This window comes from Microbacterium galbinum (assembly GCF_023101185.1).
Taxonomy (GTDB): Bacteria; Actinomycetota; Actinomycetes; order Actinomycetales; family Microbacteriaceae; genus Microbacterium; species Microbacterium galbinum.
The window spans coordinates 1,577,598-1,597,466 of the sequence record NZ_CP078077.1 but is presented as its reverse complement, the minus strand read 5'-3'; the positions used below and the strand labels follow the sequence as shown (position 1 = coordinate 1,597,466).

The following is a 19,869-nucleotide window of genomic DNA, read 5'->3' as shown; positions in this document are numbered from 1 at the left end:
AGGCCGCCTCCCTCGGGAGGCGGCCTTCGTCGTGTCCCCCCGCCCGGGCTCCTCGTCCGGGACCCTTCGACAGGCTCAGGGACCCAGTACCCTCACGCCCACCCGGGACCCTTCGACAGGCTCCCTCACTGGGTTGCTGAGCCTGTCGAAGCACCCGCCACGCGCGCTAGGCCACGACGAAGGGGCCGCCCCGGGTGGGACGGCCCCCTTCGCACTCGCACTCAATCGGTCGTGGCGCCTCTCCGCAACCGCACAGCGACCGCGCCCGATCCGAGCAACAGCAACGCGATGGCGAGCGTCCAGGGCAACCACGTCAGGTCGCCGCCCGTCGCCGGCAGGCCACCGGGGCCTTCGGCTCCTCCTCCGGGGGTACCACCGCCGGGGGTACCACCGCCGGGAGTGCCGGGGGTGCCCGGTCCACCGGGGACGCCCGGCTCGTCGGCGGCGAGGATCAGCACCGGAGTCGAGGCGATGTCGGCATCCGCCTGCATCACGACGATCGTGTGCTCGCCGGGATCGGTGTCCTCGGGGACGACACCGCGGAAGGCGATCGCCCCGTCGTCGTCCGCGATGACGACACCGAGGTCGGCGGGGGTCGATCGCAGCTGGATGACGTACTCGACGCCCGGCTCGAAGCCGCTGCCCGTCATGTCGATGCGGCCGCCGACCTTCGGTGATCCCTCGACCGTCACCACGGGCGCCACGACATCGGGATCGACCGTGACGGTCACCGGCGCCGAGGGCTCCGACCATCCGCCGACGTTCTGCGCGCGCACGGTGACGCCGTAGTCGCCGGGGGCGAGGTCGGCGACGGATGCCGTCAGCGCACCGTCCTCCACCTGCACCACGTGATCGCCCACCGTGACCTCGTAGGCGGTGACGGGCGATCCGCCGAGACGCTCGGGAGCCGACCACTGCACGGTCACGACATCCCGTGAGGCCGTCGCCACGACATCGCGCGGAGCGCTCGACACGGCGTCGAGCCGCACGAGGCCGGCGAGCGCCGCCTCGAGAGCAGCGGCCGCGGCATCCGCATCCTCCTGGGGAGCGCCGGGCGTGCCGCGCACCTGCTTCGCCGCCTCGAGCGCCGGGAGCAGCGGCGCCCAGCTCTCGGGGGTGTAGGCGGTGCTGTCGAGGGCGTTCGCCGCATCGATCTGCGCCTGCAACCGCGAGGTGTCGGCGTCGACCGTCACCCCGCACCACGCGATCTCGGTACCGCCCTGATGACGGATGCCGACCGTCGTGCGTCCGGGTTCGCGGGCCTGGAGGTCGACCTCGACCCGCCCGTCGGGCGACACCCGCGCCTCTCCCGCGACGGTGACGATGGACTCGTCCATCGAGATCGCGGTGAAGACGTCGTCGGGGGCCACGGGCGACACGGTGGCGGCGACGACCGCCGTCGAGTCGCGTGGCGCCGTCACCGGACCCGTGCACTCGAAGGTGTATCCGCCGTAGAGCTCGAACTCCCAGATGTTGAGTCCGTACTGCGTCGAGGGGAGACCCGCGAGGCGCGCGTACCGCACCTCGGCGGGCGCGAAGTCGTGCGTGTGGGTGAGCGTGGGCTGCGCCGTCTGCACACGGGCCAACGGCCTCCACGTCGCACCGTCGACCGAACCCTCGATCCGGTAGTCGTTCGACGTACCGGCCTCCCACGCCACCACGGCGCGCGAGACCGAGCGCACACTCCCGAGATCGACCTGGAGCCAGTGCTCGGCGACCGCGCGCGCCGACGACCACTTGGTCGACTTCGAGCCGTCGGTGGCCCTGGGCCCGGTGATGGTGGCGTTGTTCTGGTGCACGCTGTCGACGGTGGTCGGTCGGCCCAGGGCGAGGTTCGCGTTGGCGGCGGGCACGGCCGGGGCCTCGACGACCAGGCGGTCCGAGAACACCTCGAACTCCCAGAGCGAGGGTCCGTAGTTGAGGGCACGGGTGAGCGTCTGCATGCGCACGTAGCGCGCGGTCTGCCCGTCGAGCGTGATGACGTCGATCCCCCCGTCGCTGCCGCCGGACGGAGTCGTGTACGCGTCGCGCCACGACCTTCCATCGTCGGAGAGCTGGATCTTGTAGGTCTTGGCGAACGCCGCCTCCCACGACAAACGCACCGTGGAGACCGGCTTCGAGGATCCGAGGTCGATCTGCGCCCAGGCACTGTCGGCGTTGTTGCCCCGCCAGCGCGTGTCGGGGTCGCCGTCCGCGAGGGAGAACACGAGGTTGTATCCGGCGTAGCCGGACGCCCGCGTGGCACTGTCGATAGCGAGATTCACGCTCGACGCCACGGTCAGCTCACGGATGCCGTAGCCCGCACCCTCTCCGCCGAGGAGGAGCACACGGACGTTCTCGGCAGCGGTGGGGGTGATCGGCACCTCGTCGAGGCCGCCGTCGCCGCCGGAGATGTTCGCGCGGTCGGTCCAGTCGACGCCGTTCGGCGAGGTCTGCACCACGTAGTCGGTGGCGTGAGCATCCGCCCAGTCGATCGTGACCTTCGTCACCCACGATCCACGGGGCAGCGCGGCCGCGGCCCACTGCGTCCCCCCGGCTGCCGAGCGCCACACCGACGCGGTGTCCCGATCGCCCAGGGCGTCGACGGACGAGCCGTCGGCGGTGCTGCTGGCGGCGAACGGCGAAGACGCCGGGAGGGTCCCGTCGACGAGCGGCGCGGTCACCGTCTTACCGAGGTTCTCGCCCGAACCGAGTCGGAACACCGCGTGCTTCTCGGCCCCGCCCCCGGCCAGGGTGACACCGACCGACAGGCCGGCACGGTCGGGGTTCGAGAGGCTCACGACCGGGGTATCGCTCCGCTCGTCGAGCAGCACGATCGACGGCTGGTCGACCGTCAGGGTGCGGCCGTCGCCGAGGTCGAGGGATCCCGGTGCGAAGAAGGTGGCCATCGTGATTCCCGCGTCGCTGCTGCGCACCGCCTGCACCGCGGTGTCGTTGCGCAGGGTGCGGATCGTGGGCTTCGCCGCGTAGGCCTCGACCTCCGCGGGAGTGGCGGCGGGCAGGACCGTGTAGTCGTAGGTGCCGGCCGCGGGCTTCGCCCCGTGGTCGACGTACAGCGAGAACGCATCTCGACTGATCGCCTCCTCGCCCTCCCAGCTGCCGGACTGCGTCTTGTTCGAGACCTTCACGTCCTGGCCCGCGGCGAACACGTACCCGACCTCGTCGTTGTACGCCCACGTGGCCGACCCGACGCCCTGCTGATCGGTGCCGCCGGCCACGGGCCGTCCGCCCACGCTCGCGTTCGGCTTCGCGGCTGCCTGGTTGATGGTCGTGTGCACGGCCGCGTCGCTGGTCGACGCGATGCCGGCGCCGAGCGCCACCATGCCCTCGTCGAACGAGAAGTAGCTCTTCTGCGCCGTGGTCCCCGCGGTGTCGAGGGTGAGCACGCTCGCTCCGAACTCGCCGTTCGAGGTGCCGCCGGTGAAGCTTCCGCCGTCGCCGTTGCGGCCGCGGTTCTCGAAGCCGCGCTCGGTGCGCTTGACGTTCGGAGCGGTCACCCCGGGGTAGTGCCACCAGTCGAAGGCGGGTCCGAGATCGAGGTACTCGCGGTTGTTCACCTGGATCGCCGTCGAGCCCATCGCGTTCCAGTAGACGGGGTTGCCGAGTTCATCGCGGTACGAGGTGCGCAGCTCGGCGCCGAAGGTGCGCGACGAGTTGAGGCGCGTGAAGATGCCGTATCCGTCGCGCAGGTGCGAGGAGAACTCGGAGCGCCAGAAGTACTTGTTGCCGGTGACGCCGTTCGTCTCGGTCTTGCCGAGCACGCCATCGAGCACCGCCTGGTACGCGGTGGCGTACAGGGCGTCGGTGCGCGCCATCCGCTGCAGCGGTTCGATGAACTCGGAGGCATGGCTGGTGATGTCGTTCACCGTCTTCGGCGGACGGTAGTTGAGGTAGAGCATGCCGATCTCGCCGCGGATCAGCCAGCGCGTACCGCTGATGAAGTAGAACGCGATCGAGTCGAGCTGGTCGCGCGTGAAGGCGAGACCGGTGCCGCGGGCGACATCCGACCACAGTGCGGCGTAGGTGAAGAGCACCATGCCGTAGCCCTCGCTGTAGAGCTGCGCGCCGTGCGCCCAGAAGCTGCCGTCGGGTTGCACGGCCTCCTGCACGGTGCCGGAGTGATCGACCGCGATCGTGGCGACGATGGTCGCGAACCCCTCCTTGACCTTCGCGATGTCGCGGGTCGACAGCGCCTCGAAGATGTAGTTCGAGGTGCGCCATGCGCCGTTCGCGCCGACCGGGTCGAGCTTGCCGGTGTTGTGCTTCAGCGCGACGTCGAACGCTTCGGGGCTCAGCGCCGAGCCGAGGAACATCGAGATGCGCCCCATCGCGATCGACTCGCCGATCTCGGTCTCCCACCAGTTGGTGTTGCCCGGGTTCACGCGATCCCAGTGCAGCAGCGCCCGACCGACCGCGTCGACGAGGCGGGGGTCGCCGAAGCCCTCGGCGTTCGGGTCCTTGTACGCCTGCGTCATCGCGAGCATCCGGTAGAGCGCGGTGTACGCCGACCACACGCTGCCGTTCGCCGAGCTGGTGCGATCGGCGTAGTTCACGTCGGACCACGAGCCGTCGGCGTTCTGCGACGCGACGTAGTCGAGCGCCTCCGACGTGCGGGCGAGGTAGATGCCGTTGGCGATGATGATCTCGTCGCCCTGCCCGAGGTAGTACTCCTCGAGGCGATCGATGACGGTCGCGACGTCGTCCTCCGGGGCGGCGGATGCCGGAGCCGCGAGCGCGGACGATCCGAGGACGAGAGCGAGGGTGAAGGCGATGAACGCGGCGATGCGCTTCATAGCGGGGCTCCTTTGCCGGGTTTCTGCGTTGCCGGGCACCGTTGCGGGTGCGGCGGCGGGGCTCCGGCACGACGGCGGAGCGAAGAGTCCCGGGGTGCGCGCCATGACACGCGCACCCCGGGGTGGTGACCGGCCGGGGAGCCGGTCGAGATCGATCAGCCCTGGGCGATCAGGGCATCGATCTTGTCCGCGGCGGTCGAGAAGGTCTCTTCGAGGTCACCCTCTCCCGCCTGCACGGCCTGACCCCAGGCGTCGCGGAACGTCTGCCACATCTCGGTGGCGTCCGCGACGTTCGGCACGTCGACCGTGAGGGGCACCGAGGCGGCGAAGGTCGCCAGCACGGGGTTCGTCGCGAGGTAGTCGGCGGCGATCGCATCGACATCGGTGCGGGTCGGGAACTGCCCCGTGGTCTCGAGGAGGGCCAGGTCGTTCTCGGCATCCATCGAGAACTTCACGAAGTCCCACGCGGTCTGCTTGTTCTCGCAGGACGTGTAGAGGCCGACGTTCTTCGAGTCGCCGAAGGTGTAGGTGTCTGCGGCGGCCGTGCCCGCGGCGGTCGGCAGCGGCACGACGCCGTACTCGACCTTGCCGTCGAACGCTCCGGCGCCCCAGGGCCCGGCGATGCCCATGGCCGACACTCCGTCGGCGAAGGGACCGGCCCAGGCGTCACCGCTGTAGGCCTCGGCCGAGGAGTACCCCTCGGCGTACATGGTCTTCCAGAACTCGAGCGTCTCGAGGCCCTCCTCGCTCGTGAAGGCGGCGGCGCCGTCGCTCACGAGCTGGGTGCCTCCCGAGTTCGCGAGGAAGAACGGGTAGAAGTCGAAGAGCGAGTTCGTGTAGTCGCCGGATGCCGGCGGGTACAGCGAGTAGTCGGCGGCGCCGCTCTCCTTCACGGCCGCAGCGGCGGCGAGCACGTCGTCGTAGGTCGCGAGCTCGGGATTCTCGGGGTCGAGTCCGGCCGCGGCGAAGACGTCCTTGTTGTAGTAGAGCATGAAGGGGTTGGCCTTCCACGGCACCTGGTACAGGTCGCCGTCGGGTGAGCGGAAGCCGTCGGCCGCGTCGCCGGATCGCTCGGTGATGAAGGACTCGCCGTCGTCGAACGTCTTCGAGATGTTGACCAGACCGCCCTGCTTCTGGAAAGCGGGAACCGCGGCCGGCGCCGTGTTGTAGACGAGGCACGGGGTGTTGCCGGCGGTGATGGCGGCACCGATCGCGTCTTCCGACGACTTGCCCGACGGGATGGCCGCGGCGGCGACCTGCTCGTCGGGGTGGTCGGCGTTCCACGCCTCGACCACGGCTTCGGCCCACTCGATCTCCTGCTCGTTCGTCGAGTACCAGATCGAGATCGGGCCGGAGGTCAGCTCCCCGCCGTCGGGGGCCGCGTCGCCGCCGGACGAGCCGCATGCCGCGAGGGGCAGCGCGAGGGCGGCGAGGGCGAGAACACCTGCATAACGCTTCATTGCGAGAAACTCCTTCGTTCGGTCGCCTCGGGTCGGCTACCTGCTGTGGTGGGGCGATCGCGGAGGATCGCTCGACCTAAGTAAACCGGTTTTGTAACCATGCGTCAAGAGTGTGCTCTGCGCACACAGAAGGAGCTAATAATCGCGCGAAAAGGACATTGCCGATGTCGGCCAGGCACTAAACAGAACTAAACCGAAGGGTAGGCTCCCGCCCCCGGGACCCGTCCTCAGCGCCCCAGCGGGATCACCTCGGTGTGTTCCACGCCGTTCGAGTACGAGACCAGCTCGACCTGGGTGGCCGTCTCGCGCACGGGGCGTGCGAACTCCGAGACTCGCGCAGACTCGAGCGCCTTCCACTCCGGGCCCGACAGCGTCGCGCCGTAGACGACGGACATGTGGAACGTCCACTCGTCGAGCGGCAGTTCGCCGAGCCGCCGGAAATCCGTCGCATCGAGCCTGTCGGTCAGAGTCGCATAGGCGGAGAGGAGGGAGTCGGTGCGTGCCAGGCGGAGGATGAGGATCTGCCAGGGTTCCGGAAAGGCGTCGATGGCTTCGCCGGTGATCTCGATCGGGTCCTGCTCGATCGCCCACGCGTGTACGAGTGCGCTCAGCTCTGCACGACGCTCCGGTTCGTAGAAGCCCCGCAGCGTCACGTGGCCGGTGTGCGGATGCGGGAGTCGACTCAGCGCCAGAGCGTCGGTCTGTTCCGCGCTGTAGCGATCCGCCAACTCCCCCGTCGGACGCAGCACGAGATACTGCTGCCCTTCCAGGGACTCGAGCTGCTCGGGCGTCTTCATGAACGGTCGATGCATACGACGACGCTAATCAGCATCGAGACTCGACGTCGCTCCCGGTGCGGCGCGCCGTCGCACCGGGGGACGTCGCACCGAGGGGACGCCGCACCGAGGGCCGGGAACCTATCGGGGGTCCTCGGCCTCGCGTCCGCTCTCCTCGCGCTCCGACGGGCGCGCCGCCGCACCCCCGAGCGACACCGTCGCGAGGAGGCCGAGGGCGAGGAAGCCCGCGGCGGTCCACGCCGCGTAGCGCGTGCCGTCCGAGAAGGCCTCGCGCGCGGCATCCGCGGCGTCCGCCGTCTCGGGGTTCGCCGCCAGTCCGCTGATCGCCGCGCCCGCACTGTCGACCACCGACGAGACCACCTGATCGCGCTGCGCGGCCGGCACGCCCTGGTCGTCGAGGGAAGCGGCGAGGATGCCGGCCGTGCTGGTGAAGAGCACGGTTCCGAGGATCGCCACTCCGAGCGCCGCCCCGAGCTGTCGCGAGGTCGACTGCGTGCCGGAGGCGGCGCCGCTGTCGGCCACCGGCACATCGGCCAGCACGACGCCGGTGAGCTGGGCGGTCGCGAGCCCGACACCGACCCCGTAGACGAACAGCAGAGGGATGAGCGGAACCCACGAGGCATCCGGACCGATCGCGAGGCCGACGCCGGCGACACCGACGATCTCGGCGAGGAGTCCGATGCGAACGATCCATACCGGCGCGATCCGACCGCTCGTCGCCCCCGCGATGCCGCTCGCGAGGAACGAACCGCCGGCGAGCGAGAGCAGTAGAAGACCCGTCTGCAGCGCGTCGAAGCCGAGCACGAACTGCAGCCACAGCGGCAGGGCGAGGATGATCCCGAACTCGCCGAGCGAGACGACCGCGGCGGCGATGTTGCCGTTGCGGAACGACGTGATCGAGAAGAGCCGCAGGGCGAGGAGGGTCGAGCGACCGGCGCGCTCACGATGAACGCCCCAGGCGATGAAGGCGACGAGCCCGACCAGCGCCAGCGCGAACGCGAACGGGATGGGCGAGATGTCGAAGGGCCAGGTCCAGTCGCCGATCTCGGGCCGCTGCTCGACGCCCCACCAACCGTAGGTGCGCCCCTCGATCAGACCGAAGACGAGGCTGCCCATCGTGACGACCGAGAGCAGGGCCCCCACCCCGTCGATGCGCTCGGTACGGTCGCTGCGCGTCTCGGCGACGGTGAGTGCGACGCCGATGATGATCAGCACGCCGAGCGGGATGTTGATGCCGAAGGCCCACCGCCACGAGAACGCGGTCGTCAGCCATCCGCCGAGCAGCGGCCCGACGGCGGCCATGCCTCCGATGGTCGACCCCCACACCGCGAAGGCGATTCCGCGTTCACGGCCGCGGAAGGTGGCGTTGATGATCGACAGCGTGGTCGGCAGGATCATCGCCCCACCGACGCCCTGGGCGAGGCGGGCGAGGATCAGCGCACCGCCGTCCGAGGCGAGCGACGCCAGCACCGACGACCCCGCGAAGACGACGACGCCGATCAGCAGCATCCGCCGTCGCCCGAACCGGTCGGCGAGACTGCCGAACACCAGCAGCAGGGCGGCGAAGACGAGGGTGTAGGACTCCTGCACCCACTGCACCTCGGTGGAGGTGATGCCGAGGTCGTCGACGATGGCCGGGATCGCGACGTTCACGATCGTCGAGTCGACGATGATCAACGACACCGCGATGCTGATGAAGACCAGGCCGACCCACCGCAGCCTCTCGTGCTTTTCCATGATCTCTAGCTTAGCTAGCATTCTCGATCTGCAACAGTCTTCGGTGCGCTCGCCGTCGGAACCGCAGGCACGAAAACAGGGGCGGGGCCGTCGAATGGCCCCGCCCCCTCCCACTGTCCCCAGCAGGTCTCACCCAGCGCGCGGCTGGGAATCATGTCAGCCCTTGAACGCGTCCTTGACGTTCTCGCCGGCCTTCTTCACCTCGGCCTTGGCCTGATCGGCCTTGCCCTCGGCCTCGAGCTTCTCGTTGCCGGTCACCTTGCCCGCAGCCTCCTTCGCCTTGCCGGCGATGTCCTCTGCGGCGTTCTTGATCTTGTCGTCGAGTCCCATGATGTTTCCCTTCGTGATGGTGTTTCTGGCGGCGGGGTCCTGCCCCCGCCGTCCTCCCGTCGGCCCATGCGCGACCGACGGCGAGTCTGTGCAGCCCGGTCAGCGGGCGGATGCCGTCACGACAACCGCCTCTGATCGTGGGCGAGACGGGCGCGCAGGCTGGTGTGGATCGACACGTAGGCGGTGGTCTCGCGGCCGGTGAGCGTGGCGAGGTTTGTCAGCAGCCGATCGAGGTGATCGACCAGCTCGCGCGGATCCGTGTTCTGCCGCGGGGTGACGGCCACGTGGAGCACCGGCTCGTGGCGCACGTCGTTGGCGGTCACGCTCGCCGAGAGGATCTCGTCGCGGCCCGCGAGCGACTTCTTGACGGCATCCGACACGAACGACTCCGTGACGGTGACGCGTCCGAGCGGGTTCTGCGCGCCGGAGGAACGCAGCGCCGTCTTCGACCGACGGCCCGAGACGCTCGTGAGGGCGAGGATCAGCAGCGCGATCACGACGACGATCGCGACGACGGCTCCGACACCGATCCACGAGGCGGCCCCGCCGGCGATCGCGGTCGCGGCGCCCGCCTGATCGAGCCAGGTCTCGGCGTTCTTGCCGGCATCCGTCCAGACGTCGGCCGCGGTCGGCCAGCTCAGGAGGGTGATGCCGACGGCACCGAGGGCCAGGAAGATCAGGCCGATGAGGAGCAGCAGGGTGCGGTTCAGCGCACGGTTAGTGGCGTTCACAGGTCTGCGTCCTTCTCGGTCGCGCGCTCGATGCGAACGCGGGTGCGGATGCTGCGGGTCAGCCGATACGTCTGCAGCTCGGACTCGGCGAGGGCGAGAACCTCGCTCTGCTCGAGGGGCACTCCGGCACCGGGGCGCACGGTCACGTCGATGCTGCGGTGGCCGACGCCGACGGTGATGGCGTCGCGCGCGATCCCGGTCTCCTCGGAGAGATGCTGGGCGAGGGCACTCGCGATCACGCCGTTGTCGACGACGACCGCGCGGTCGCCCGCATCGAGGGTGTGCTTCGACAGTCGCCCCGGGGTGACCGCCAGGATGACAAACACCAGGCCGATGAGCGCGAGCACGACGCTGCCGGCGATGACGAGACCGGCGGGCTGCGTCGGTAGGCCGACCAGCCAGCCCGCGGCTGCCGCCGGGCCGACGAGGAGCGCGGGCTGAGCGGCGAGGCTCAGCACGATCTCGAGGGCGACGTAGGCGAGGGCGAGGATGAGGAGGACGACCGCGACGAACATCGCGACGGTGCGCGGCGAGTGGGTCTCGCGTCGGATGACGCGGCGAAGTGCGGGGGTGCTCATCGCACTCGTCTCCTTTCGGGGATGATGGCGCCGGTGATGGTGAGGGCGACGCGGGTGACCTCGTGGCCGAAGAGGCCGGTCAGCTCCCGCTGCAGGTGCTCCTGCAGCTCGCGGGCCCGGTCGAGCACCGGGGTGGTCTGGGCGATCGCGGCGGTGTCGTCGAGATCGGGCACGGGAAGCGGTGACGAGATGCGCAGGGCGAACCCCGCACCTCGCGCGACGACGTCGGCCTTCACGTCACTGCGGGAGACGCCGATCACCGATGCGGATGCCTGTTCCGCGACCGTGCGATAGACGCGTTCCTTCACCTCGACGCGGCCCGGGACGGACTCCCCGCCGGTGGCCTGCCCCGCGGGGCGGCCACCGGCGATGACGTTCTGGTCGACGCGCATCAGGAGGTTCGCCGCCCCGTGATGACGTCGGCGAGACCGCGGACGTCGAGCTTGCCGGAGGCGATGCGTCCGACGATCGCTCCGATCCCTGCGAAGACGGCCATGAGGAGGAATCCCCAGAAGCCGAAGAGCAGGGCGGCGAGGGCGAGAAGTGCGCCGATCAGGGCGCCGGTGGTGGTGGGGCTCATGAGACGCGCGACTCCTCGTTCTCGTGGGTGTTGTCGTCACCGGGCACGTGCACGTCGTTGACCTCGACGTTGACCTCGACGACCTCGAGGCCGACGAGACGGGTGATCGCCCCGGCGACCGCGGCGCGGACGTTGTTCGCGACGGTCTGGATGGGTGCGGGGTACTCGACGACGATGGTCAGGTCGGCCGCGGCCTGGGTCTCCCCGACCTCGACCTTCACGCCCTGTGCGAGGTCGGTGGCGTTGATCACGTCGCGGATCGCGCCGAACGCGCGTGCTCCGCCGCCACCCAGTGCGTACACACCGGGAACCTCACGAGCGGCGATACCGGCGACCTTGGCCACCACGCCCTCGGCGATCGTGGTCGTACCGGCGGCGTCGACATCCGCGGGGATGCGAGAGGTCGAGAACCCGGCGGAACGGTCCACGCGGGGAGCGACGGCGGCCGGCGCCGGGGTGCCGGTGGTGTCGGGCAGCTCCTTCTCGGCGGGGCTGGTCGACGTGTTCTTCTGGTCCTGCGTTGCCATGACGTGTCCTATCTCTTTCGACGGCCGACCACAACCCCTGGGGGATCCGGATCGGGAGCGATAACGTCGCTCACAAGTAAGAGGCGCGGATCACGCGATCCGTCACAAAAAAGTTTCAGAAAGTTCTGGTGGAGGTCCGATGGCCCGCTCGACGGATCCGCGCAGCGGCGATCTGACGGTCGTCTCGGATCGCGTCCTGGTGCATCGCTCCGTCGACGGCGACTCCTCCGCCTTCCGCGAGATCGTGCGGCGGTACGCGGGTTCGATGCGGGCGTACGTGTCGCGCATCGTCGGCTCCCTGAGCGAGGCCGACGACGTCGTGCAGAACGCCCTCGTCACGGCGTGGCGCCAGCTCGACTCGCTGCGGGATCCGGATGCCGTGAAGTCCTGGCTCATGCGCATCGCCAGCCGCGAGGCCTTCGCCTTCATCCGCAGACGCCCCACGGATGCCACGCTCACCGGCTACGATGCCCCTCATACCGAGAGCACCCAACCCGAGCAGATCGCGATCCGCAACGCCCAGCTCGCGGCCCTGTCGAAGGCCCTCGATTCGCTGCCCGAAGATCAACGACGGTGCTGGCTGCTGCGCCAGGTCGCAGAGCTCAGCTACACCGAGATTGCAGAGGAAATGGAAACCTCACCCAGCACGGTCAGAGGACTCCTCTCTCGTGCCCGTTCGAGCATCACGATCCAGATGGGAGGCTGGCGATGACCGCGCACGATCACGATGACGCGCTCGACTGCGGCACGACCATCGATCAGCTCTCGGACTACCTCGACCGCGACCGCACGCCGCGCGACCCGCACATCGAGAGCTGCCCGGACTGCCTCAACGCGCTCGAGGCGCTCGAACGCGTGGGTCGCCTGTCGCGCGACCTCATCGATGCGGATGCCGCCGAGCTGCCCGCACCTCCCGAGTCCTGGTTCGAGCGCATCTTCACCTCCATCCAGGAGGAGCTGCGCGCCGGCCGCAGCCTGCCCATCAGCCACCCCGATCCGCGTGTGCAGATCACGGTCACCGAGGGAGCCGTGCGCGCGCTCCTGCGTGACAGCGGAGACGCGATCGACGGCGTCTTCATCAGCCGCACCGAGATCGTCGGCGACGCCGAGACGCTCGGTGCTCCCGTCGAGATCAACCTGACGGCATCCGTCCGCTTCGGCACGTCGATCCAGCACCTGACCGACGAGCTCCGCGAGGTCGCCTACGCCGCCCTCGCGAAGCACACCGACCTGAACGTCGTCGCCGTCAACATCTCCGTCGAAGACATCCACACCGACATCAAGGATGTGTCATGAGCACCACCACGCCCGACGAACCCGTCGACCTCGCCCGCCACGTGCGCACCGTTCCCGGCGTCACGAACATCTTCACGGCGCGGCCGCTGCTCGCCCGCCTGCCGGAGGTCGTCGCGGCGGCATCCGCGAAGGATTCCGACGGCCCGGTGGCCGACATCCTCGTCTCGACCGAACCCGATGGCACCTCGGTCGTCTCGACGCGCATCGCCACCTCGACCGACGACAGCAGCGTCGCCACCGCGCGCCGCGTCGCCGACACGCTCCTCGCACACACCCCCGACACCGCGCGCATCCAGCTGCAGATCGCCCGCATCCGCTGACCGCTTCCTCGGTTCCTGAGCGAACGGAGCGAGACGAAGCGCCCGCCCCGCACCCGTTCGGGAGGAGATCTCCGCGTGGGGAGGACGGATGCGGGAGATTCCTCCTCCCATCCGTGAGAACTCCTCCCGAACGGATGCCGAACACCACCCGAAAACTCCATTCACGCGAATCCACCCACTCGGAACGGGCGTAGGCTGGAGAGAAGGACGGACCGTCCGAGAAGATCTCCCGGAAGCAGTGCCCGCCCGGGAAGAAGCCCACCCATGGCTCAGTACGACGTTTCGGACCGCTCGGCGATCGTCACGGGAGCAGGCAGCGGAATCGGCAAGGCCACCGCCCTCCTCCTCGCGAAGAACGGCACCGCGGTCGTCGTCAACGACCTGAACGCCGAGCACGCGAACGCGGTCGTCGAAGAGATCCGTGCCGCGGGCGGCGTCGCCGAGGCATCCGTCGGCGATGCGACCGACCCGGCCTGGATCGCCTCCTCGGTCGAGCTCGCGAACTCCCTCGCCCCGCTGCGCATCGGCGTGAACAACGCGGGTATCGGCGGAGCATCCGCCCCCACCGCCGAATACACCGACGAGGCGTGGGACAAGGTCATCTCGATCAACCTCAACGCCGTCTTCCGCAACATGAAGGCGCAGCTGCCCGCGATCCTCGCCAACGGCGGCGGTTCGGTCGTCAACGTCGCGTCGATCCTCGGCAGCGTCGGCTTCGCCAACTCCCCCGCCTACGTCGCCGCGAAGCACGCGGTCGTCGGCATGACGAAGTCGGCCGCCCTCGAGTACTCGGCGCAGGGCGTGCGCGTGAACTCGGTCGGCCCCGGCTTCATCGACACCCCGCTGCTGGCGACCATGGGCGAAGAGGCGAAGGCGTACCTCGTGAGCAAGCACCCGATCGGCCGCCTCGGCCAGGCCGACGAGGTCGCGAACCTCATCGCCTTCCTCGCCAGCGACGCGGCGAGCTTCGTCACCGGCAGCTACCACCTCGTCGACGGCGGTTACACCGCCCAGTAAGCGGATGCCGCGGGGCGGGCCCTTCGTCTCGCTTCGCTCGCTCAGGAACCGGAAGACACCCGGTTCCTGAGCGAGGAGCGCAGCGACGAGACGAAGGGCCGACATCTTTCGTTCACCTGTTGTTGGACATCCCGTCCACAAACCTCCATAGTGTTCCTGACAGCGTTGTCAGAATGCGGGCAGCGCATCCACCCACCACATGGAGGTAATCGCATGCCCCCCATGCGTTCGGCATCCCCCGGCCGACACATGAGAAGACGCCGCGCGGCCCTCGCCGCCGGAGTCATCACCGCCCTCGTAGCGTCGTCCGTCCTCGTGACGCCCGCCGCCTACGCCGAAGAGGTCTCGACGCTCACCCCGTTCGAGGCCGTCGACCCGTTCATCGGCGCCCAGATGAACGACGCCAACAACACTCGCGGCAACGACCACTACGGCAACACCTTCCCCGGCGCGACCGTGCCGTTCGGCATGGTGCAGTCCAGCCCCACCACGTTCGAGACCGGCAACGGCCAGCAGTTCGGCGGCTACGAGTACGACGCCGACCAGATCCGCGGCTTCGGCATGACCCGCCTCTCGGGCACGGGATGCCGGTCGAACTTCGGTGGCTTCGACTTCCCCGTCATCCCCTTCACGGGAGCCCTGACCGACGGCGCTCTGCCGACCAACCCGGCGAGCGCGATCGGCGAGTACTTCCTCGACTTCTCGCACGACGACGAGACCGCCGAGCCCGGTTACTACTCGGTCGGCCTCGAGAACGTGCAGGCCGAGCTCACCAGCACCACCCGCACCGCGGTCAGCCGCTACTCGTTCGACGAGACGGCCGCGACCTCGACGCTGCTCTTCGAGGCGGGCGGATCGAACAACCAGGTGCACGCCTCCGACATCGCCTTCGACCCCGCGACCGGTGAGCTCACCGGCTCGGTCAAGGCCAACATCGTCTGCAACGGCGGCTCGCAGTACACCGCCTACTTCTCGGCGACCTTCGACCAGCCGGTCGAGTCGTTCGGCACGTGGACACCGGCAGGCGTGCAGGCCGGCGGCACCGAAGCATCCGCCGCCACCAAGCACGGCGCCGGCGCCTACCTGACCTTCGCGGACGGCGCGGATGTCACGGCCAAGATCGGCCTGAGCTACGTCTCGGTCGACGGCGCCCGCGCGAACGCGCAGGCAGAGACCGACGCCCTCGACTTCGACCAGACCCGCGCTCAGTCGCGCGCGACCTGGGAAGAGGGACTCGGATCGATCGACGCGACCGGCGGCACCGACCGGGACCGCATCACCTTCTACACCTCGCTGTACCACTCGCTGCTGCACCCGAACACGTTCCAGGACGTCGACGGTCGCTACACCGGATACGACGGAACGATCCACAGCGTCGAGGAGGGCCGCGACTTCTACGTGAACTTCTCGGGCTGGGACACCTACCGTGGCCAGTCGCAGCTGGTGGCCCTGCTCTACCCGGAGCGCGCGAGCGACATCAACCAGTCCATCGTCGACATGGTCTCGCAGTCGGGCAAGTGGACGAGCTGGCCGACCTACAACCAGATCCAGACGAAGATGAGCGGCGACTCGCTGCAGAACATCGTCGCGGCGACGGATGACTTCGGCTCGACCGACTACGACCGCGCGAAGGCTCTCGAGAGCATGCTCGCGACGCAGACGCTGCCGATGACGAACACCGGACGATCGGATGCCGTGATGTACGGCATCCACGGATGGATCGACGGAGACAAGCAGGGCGCCGCGACCTCGCGCACCATCGAGTACACGACGAACGACTTCGCGATCGCGCAGATGGCGAAGCGCCTCGGCAACGAGGCCGCGTACGAGCAGTTCTCGACTCGCTCGCAGAACTGGAAGAACATCTTCAACACGGCCACCGGGCACATCGACGCCCGCAACCGCAACGGCTTCCTGAACACCTCGCTCACCACGCAGGGCGCGCAGTTCGAGCAGTCGACCGGGTACCAGTACGGCTTCAACGTGTCGCACAACATGGCCGACCTCATCGACCTGCGCGGCGGCAAGGACAAGGCCACCGAGCAGCTCGACCGCATCCTGCGTGATCTCGACGCCGGCGCCTTCAGCGACGCCGCGTACATCGCCAACCAGCCCAGCTTCGGCCTCCCGTGGGTCTACAACTGGCTGCAGGCTCCGCACAAGACGACCGAGACGCTGTACCGCGCGGCCGACGAGCTGTTCACCACGGCTCCTGACGGCCTGGCCGGCAACGACGACCTCGGCTCGTTCAGCGCCTGGTACGTGTGGGCCAACATCGGTCTGATGCCCGCGATCTGGGGCACCGCCGACCTGCTGGTCTCGGCACCGATGTTCGAGCACATCGAGATCACCTCGATCGGCTCCGACCGCACCATCTCGATCGACGCCCCCGGCGCCGGCGACGACCGTCGCTACACGACGGGCCTGTCGGTGAACGGCCAGGCGCAGACCGCATCGTGGCTGCCCGCCGACTTCGCGCGCTCGGGCGGAACGCTCGACTTCACGATGGGCGCGACGGCTTCGATGTGGGGCACCGGCGAGGGCGACGTGCCCCCGTCGTTCCGCGACGGCAGCGACAACCGCAACTCGGTCGGCATCACCTCCGACGGCGCGGTCAACATGGGAGGGCTGGATGCCGGTGGCATCGGCCTCTCGCGGGAGGACCTCGCGGCGGCGGGCGTCGCCGGCGGGGCGAAGCTCCCCCTCGGCGACACCGGTGTCGAGTTCACGTGGCCCGACACGGTGGCCGGCGAGGTCGACCACTGGATCCCGAACGGCCAGGTCCTCGACTTCGGCGACGTCGCGGCATCCGGGATCTCCTTCCTCGGTCTCGCGACCAACGGCCCCTCGCGCGGCACCGCCCTGGTGACCTACACCGACGGCTCGACGAAGAAGGTCGACGTGCGCCTCACCGACTGGACGAACACGGGCGCCGAGCCCGGGAACATCCGCCTGGTGCCGCTCACGAAGCGCAACACGCTCGCCGGTGGCTCCGACACCGCCAAGCCGACCCTCTTCGCGACGGCGGTCGTTCCGCTCGACACGAAGAAGACGGTCAAGAGCGTCACCCTGCCGAACGACGTGTCGAAGGGCATCATGCACGTCTTCGACGTCGCACTGCGCCCGCTCGATGCGACCGAACCGGGTGAGCCGACGCTGCCGACGCGCCCCGATGCGCAGGAGCCGACCGAGCCGACCGTGCAGGCGCCGATCGACATCGACGGCACCGAGGTCACGAACGCCGACACCGTGTGGCGCTTCCACGACACGACCGACGACCCCGCCGCGGGTCTTGCGACCCACACCGGCTGGACCGCCGCCGACTACGACGACGCGTCGTGGAAGACCGGCACCGGCAGCTTCGGCGCGAAGAACGGCGTGATCGGCGACCTGGGCGGCGGCTACACGCCGAGCACCCTGGTGAACCAGTACAAGGAGGGCACCACCAACACGGAGGCGTTCTTCTTCCGCACGACGTTCGACATCGACGCGGCCGACCTCGCGCAGATCACTCAGCTGAACGGAGAACTGGCCTACGACGACGCGGCACGCGTGTACGTCAACGGGCAGCTCGTCGGCGGCTTCGCGGATGCGCGCATCGGCAACGGCCCGAGCAACATGGTCTACGCCGGTGACAACGGGTCGGCGCCGCTGACGGGTGCATTCACGGTTCCGGCATCCGCTCTGCAGGCGGGCACGAACACGATCGCGGTGCAGGTGCACAACACCAACGCGACGAGCTCCGACGTGTTCATGCAGCTGACCTCGCTCACCATCGCCGCCCAGGGCGCTCCCGCCGCGATCTCCGACGTGCTCCTGCACGTGGGATCCGACGAGACGCAGCGCAATCTGACGTTCTACACCGACCGTCGGATCGCGGCGCAGGTGCAGGTGGCCCCGGCATCCGCACGCACCGGCGCCGGGTTCCCGGTCGCCGAGGCGCGCACGCTCGACGCCACCACTGCGCAGGCCCGCGACGGGCGCTACTCGAACCAGGTCGTCATCGGCGATCTGGCCGAGGAGACCTCGTACCTGTACCGGGTCGGCAACGACGAGATGGGATGGTCGCGCTCGTACGAGCTGTGGACCGGCACGTTCGACGAGACGTACAGCTTCGTCTACCTGACGGACGCGCAGATCGGTGCGTCGGGCAGTTGGCAGAACGACCGCGACCGCTGGGCCGCTTCGCTCGGTCAGATCGACCAGTTCGAGAAGGATGCCTCGATGATCGTGAGCGGTGGTGACCAGATCGAGACGCACCGTTCCGAAGACGAGTACGCCTCGCTGATCGCCCCCGAGCTGCTCAAGCAGGTGCCCTTCCAGGCGACGATCGGAAACCACGACAACCAGTCCGACCAGTTCAACTCGCACTTCTTCACCCCGAACCGCTCCGAGACCCACGGGTACGAGGGCATCGACGGGCGAGCCGGAGGCGACTACTGGTACACCTACAACGGCGTGCTCTACCTCAACATCAACACCAACGCGCGCAGCACGAACGAGGAGGACCACGCGGCCTTCCTGCGCGAGGTCGTCGAGGAGCAGGGCGCCGACGCCAACTGGATCGTCGTCGTCATGCACCATTCGCTGTACTCGGCCGCGTTCCACTCCGTGGAGCAGGACGTGAAGGAGCGCCGTGCGGCCCTCGCACCGGTGTTCAGCGAACTGGGCATCGACCTGGTGCTCGCCGGTCACGACCACATCTACACGCGCAGCTACCTCATGGACGGCACGACGCCGGCCGGAGACCTGGAGGCGCAGGAGAAGTCGGGAGTGACGCTCGCGGCCGAGAAGGGGCAGGTGCTGTACGTGACCGGCAACTCCTCGAGCGGCAGCAAGTTCTACGGTCTCGACGCGTCGTCTCCCGAGGCGGCCATCAAGGACCAGTCGAACCAGCCGCAGTACACCGACGTCGACGTGACGCCCGAGGCGATCACCCTCACGACCTACCAGACGATGGATCGCAAGGTGATCGACGAGGTGACGCTCACCCGCACGGTGAACGACGAGAAGGGTCCAGAGTTCGCGGGCCTTCCCACCGAGTCCGAGGTGGCGCAGGGACAGCCGTTCGAGCCGCTCGCCGGAATCTCGGCGACCGACGAGATCGACGGCGACGTGACCTCGGCGATCACGGTCGAGGGCACGGTCGACACCACCAAGCCCGGTCTCTACACGCTCACCTACCGGGTGACCGACCTGGCCGGCAACGAGACGGTCGTCGAGCGGATGGTGACCGTGACCGCGGTCGAGCCGACGTTCGGTGGAGTCCCGCCGACCCGCACCGTCGTCGAGGGCGAGGAGTTCGACGAGCTCGCCGGGGTCTCGGCGAAGGACGCGAACGGTGTCGATCTGACCGACCGGATCGAGGTCGAGCTGGTGCAGGCGGCCAGCGCGGCGCGCATGGTCGGGCCGTCGGCGGGCGCGTACGCGCTCGTCTACACGGTGACCGACGACTACGGCACGACGGCGGTCGCGCAGAGCGCGGTCACGGTGGTGCCGCCTGCCGATCCGACCGACCCCGGCACGGGTGCCCCCGGCACGCCGGGTGGCGGCGGGGTCGTCGCCCCCGGAGACGGGACGGATGCCGGTGACGGCACGCTGCCCGCGACGGGCGGCGAAGCTTCGCTGCTGTGGATGCTCGGCATCCTGGCCCTGCTCGCCGGCGCGGGCCTGATGATCCGCCGCCGCAACGCGCAGGTCTGA

Annotated in this window: 15 protein-coding genes; 5 read left to right on the top strand and 10 right to left on the bottom strand. The window is 69.1% G+C overall.

Features of this window, described 5'->3' with window-relative positions:
- Positions 1 to 221: 221 nt before the first annotated feature.
- From KV396_RS07870 to KV396_RS07825, 10 genes are all read right to left on the bottom strand, one after another.
- Positions 222 to 4,793 (bottom strand): galactose-binding domain-containing protein, encoded by a 4,572-nt coding sequence (locus tag KV396_RS07870; protein WP_247957444.1) that lies wholly within the window; start codon positions 4,791 to 4,793, stop codon positions 222 to 224.
- A 155-nt stretch (positions 4,794 to 4,948) separates the two neighbouring features.
- Positions 4,949 to 6,253, bottom strand: a complete 1,305-nt coding sequence (locus KV396_RS07865) for an ABC transporter substrate-binding protein (protein ID WP_247957443.1) — start codon at positions 6,251 to 6,253, stop codon at positions 4,949 to 4,951.
- 227 nt (positions 6,254 to 6,480) lie between these two features.
- Positions 6,481 to 7,065, bottom strand: a complete 585-nt coding sequence (locus tag KV396_RS07860; RefSeq protein WP_247957442.1) for a 2'-5' RNA ligase family protein — start codon at positions 7,063 to 7,065, stop codon at positions 6,481 to 6,483.
- 105 nt (positions 7,066 to 7,170) lie between these two features.
- Positions 7,171 to 8,787, bottom strand: coding sequence for a DHA2 family efflux MFS transporter permease subunit (locus KV396_RS07855; RefSeq protein ID WP_247957441.1), 1,617 nt, complete (start codon positions 8,785 to 8,787; stop codon positions 7,171 to 7,173).
- 156 nt (positions 8,788 to 8,943) lie between these two features.
- A complete protein-coding gene (locus tag KV396_RS07850; RefSeq protein ID WP_247957440.1) occupies positions 8,944 to 9,117 on the bottom strand; it encodes a CsbD family protein in 174 nt (57 codons plus the stop codon).
- A gap of 116 nt (positions 9,118 to 9,233) precedes the next feature.
- Entirely contained in the window at positions 9,234 to 9,848 is a 615-nt protein-coding gene (locus KV396_RS07845) for a hypothetical protein (protein WP_247957439.1), read from the bottom strand.
- On the bottom strand, positions 9,845 to 10,426 hold the full coding sequence (locus KV396_RS07840; protein ID WP_247957438.1) for a DUF6286 domain-containing protein: 582 nt from the start codon (positions 10,424 to 10,426) through the stop codon (positions 9,845 to 9,847). Before KV396_RS07840 ends, KV396_RS07845 begins: the two co-directional genes overlap by 4 nt.
- Complete coding sequence (locus tag KV396_RS07835; RefSeq protein ID WP_247623787.1) at positions 10,423 to 10,818, bottom strand: hypothetical protein; 396 nt, start codon at positions 10,816 to 10,818, stop codon at positions 10,423 to 10,425. The genes KV396_RS07840 and KV396_RS07835 overlap by 4 nt, the downstream gene beginning before the upstream one ends.
- Positions 10,818 to 11,006: a DUF2273 domain-containing protein gene (locus tag KV396_RS07830; RefSeq protein ID WP_247633199.1), complete on the bottom strand. Its 189-nt coding sequence runs from the start codon at positions 11,004 to 11,006 to the stop codon at positions 10,818 to 10,820. The genes KV396_RS07835 and KV396_RS07830 overlap by 1 nt, the downstream gene beginning before the upstream one ends.
- Positions 11,003 to 11,533 carry an Asp23/Gls24 family envelope stress response protein gene (locus tag KV396_RS07825; RefSeq protein ID WP_247957437.1) on the bottom strand — a complete coding sequence of 177 codons (531 nt, stop codon included), beginning with the start codon at positions 11,531 to 11,533 and terminating at the stop codon, positions 11,003 to 11,005. The genes KV396_RS07830 and KV396_RS07825 overlap by 4 nt, the downstream gene beginning before the upstream one ends.
- A 139-nt stretch (positions 11,534 to 11,672) precedes the next feature.
- On the opposite strand from KV396_RS07825, the gene KV396_RS07820 reads away from it, so the two are divergent.
- The 5 genes from KV396_RS07820 (at position 11,673) to KV396_RS07800 (ending at position 19,869) form a co-directional block, all read left to right on the top strand.
- Positions 11,673 to 12,245, top strand: a complete 573-nt coding sequence (locus tag KV396_RS07820; RefSeq protein ID WP_247957436.1) for an RNA polymerase sigma factor — start codon at positions 11,673 to 11,675, stop codon at positions 12,243 to 12,245.
- Positions 12,242 to 12,829 carry an Asp23/Gls24 family envelope stress response protein gene (locus KV396_RS07815; protein WP_247623791.1) on the top strand — a complete coding sequence of 196 codons (588 nt, stop codon included), beginning with the start codon at positions 12,242 to 12,244 and terminating at the stop codon, positions 12,827 to 12,829. Before KV396_RS07820 ends, KV396_RS07815 begins: the two co-directional genes overlap by 4 nt.
- Positions 12,826 to 13,149 carry a hypothetical protein gene (locus tag KV396_RS07810; protein WP_247623792.1) on the top strand — a complete coding sequence of 108 codons (324 nt, stop codon included), beginning with the start codon at positions 12,826 to 12,828 and terminating at the stop codon, positions 13,147 to 13,149. Before KV396_RS07815 ends, KV396_RS07810 begins: the two co-directional genes overlap by 4 nt.
- Before the next feature lie 264 nt (positions 13,150 to 13,413).
- Positions 13,414 to 14,166 (top strand): SDR family NAD(P)-dependent oxidoreductase, encoded by a 753-nt coding sequence (locus tag KV396_RS07805; RefSeq protein ID WP_247957435.1) that lies wholly within the window; start codon positions 13,414 to 13,416, stop codon positions 14,164 to 14,166.
- Positions 14,167 to 14,388: 222 nt separating this feature from the next.
- Positions 14,389 to 19,869, top strand: a complete 5,481-nt coding sequence (locus KV396_RS07800; RefSeq protein WP_247957434.1) for a GH92 family glycosyl hydrolase — start codon at positions 14,389 to 14,391, stop codon at positions 19,867 to 19,869.

Coding starts and splice junctions, on each gene's coding strand:
- KV396_RS07810 (WP_247623792.1), top strand. CDS start 12,826: ATGAGCACCACCACGCCCGACGAACCCGTCGACCTCGCCCGCCACGTG.
- KV396_RS07850 (WP_247957440.1), bottom strand. CDS start 9,117: ATGGGACTCGACGACAAGATCAAGAACGCCGCAGAGGACATCGCCGGC.
- KV396_RS07825 (WP_247957437.1), bottom strand. CDS start 11,533: ATGGCAACGCAGGACCAGAAGAACACGTCGACCAGCCCCGCCGAGAAG.
- KV396_RS07805 (WP_247957435.1), top strand. CDS start 13,414: ATGGCTCAGTACGACGTTTCGGACCGCTCGGCGATCGTCACGGGAGCA.
- KV396_RS07855 (WP_247957441.1), bottom strand. CDS start 8,787: ATGGAAAAGCACGAGAGGCTGCGGTGGGTCGGCCTGGTCTTCATCAGC.
- KV396_RS07815 (WP_247623791.1), top strand. CDS start 12,242: ATGACCGCGCACGATCACGATGACGCGCTCGACTGCGGCACGACCATC.
- KV396_RS07800 (WP_247957434.1), top strand. CDS start 14,389: ATGCGTTCGGCATCCCCCGGCCGACACATGAGAAGACGCCGCGCGGCC.
- KV396_RS07820 (WP_247957436.1), top strand. CDS start 11,673: ATGGCCCGCTCGACGGATCCGCGCAGCGGCGATCTGACGGTCGTCTCG.
- KV396_RS07870 (WP_247957444.1), bottom strand. CDS start 4,793: ATGAAGCGCATCGCCGCGTTCATCGCCTTCACCCTCGCTCTCGTCCTC.
- KV396_RS07865 (WP_247957443.1), bottom strand. CDS start 6,253: ATGAAGCGTTATGCAGGTGTTCTCGCCCTCGCCGCCCTCGCGCTGCCC.
- KV396_RS07840 (WP_247957438.1), bottom strand. CDS start 10,426: ATGAGCACCCCCGCACTTCGCCGCGTCATCCGACGCGAGACCCACTCG.
- KV396_RS07830 (WP_247633199.1), bottom strand. CDS start 11,006: ATGAGCCCCACCACCACCGGCGCCCTGATCGGCGCACTTCTCGCCCTC.
- KV396_RS07835 (WP_247623787.1), bottom strand. CDS start 10,818: ATGCGCGTCGACCAGAACGTCATCGCCGGTGGCCGCCCCGCGGGGCAG.
- KV396_RS07860 (WP_247957442.1), bottom strand. CDS start 7,065: ATGCATCGACCGTTCATGAAGACGCCCGAGCAGCTCGAGTCCCTGGAA.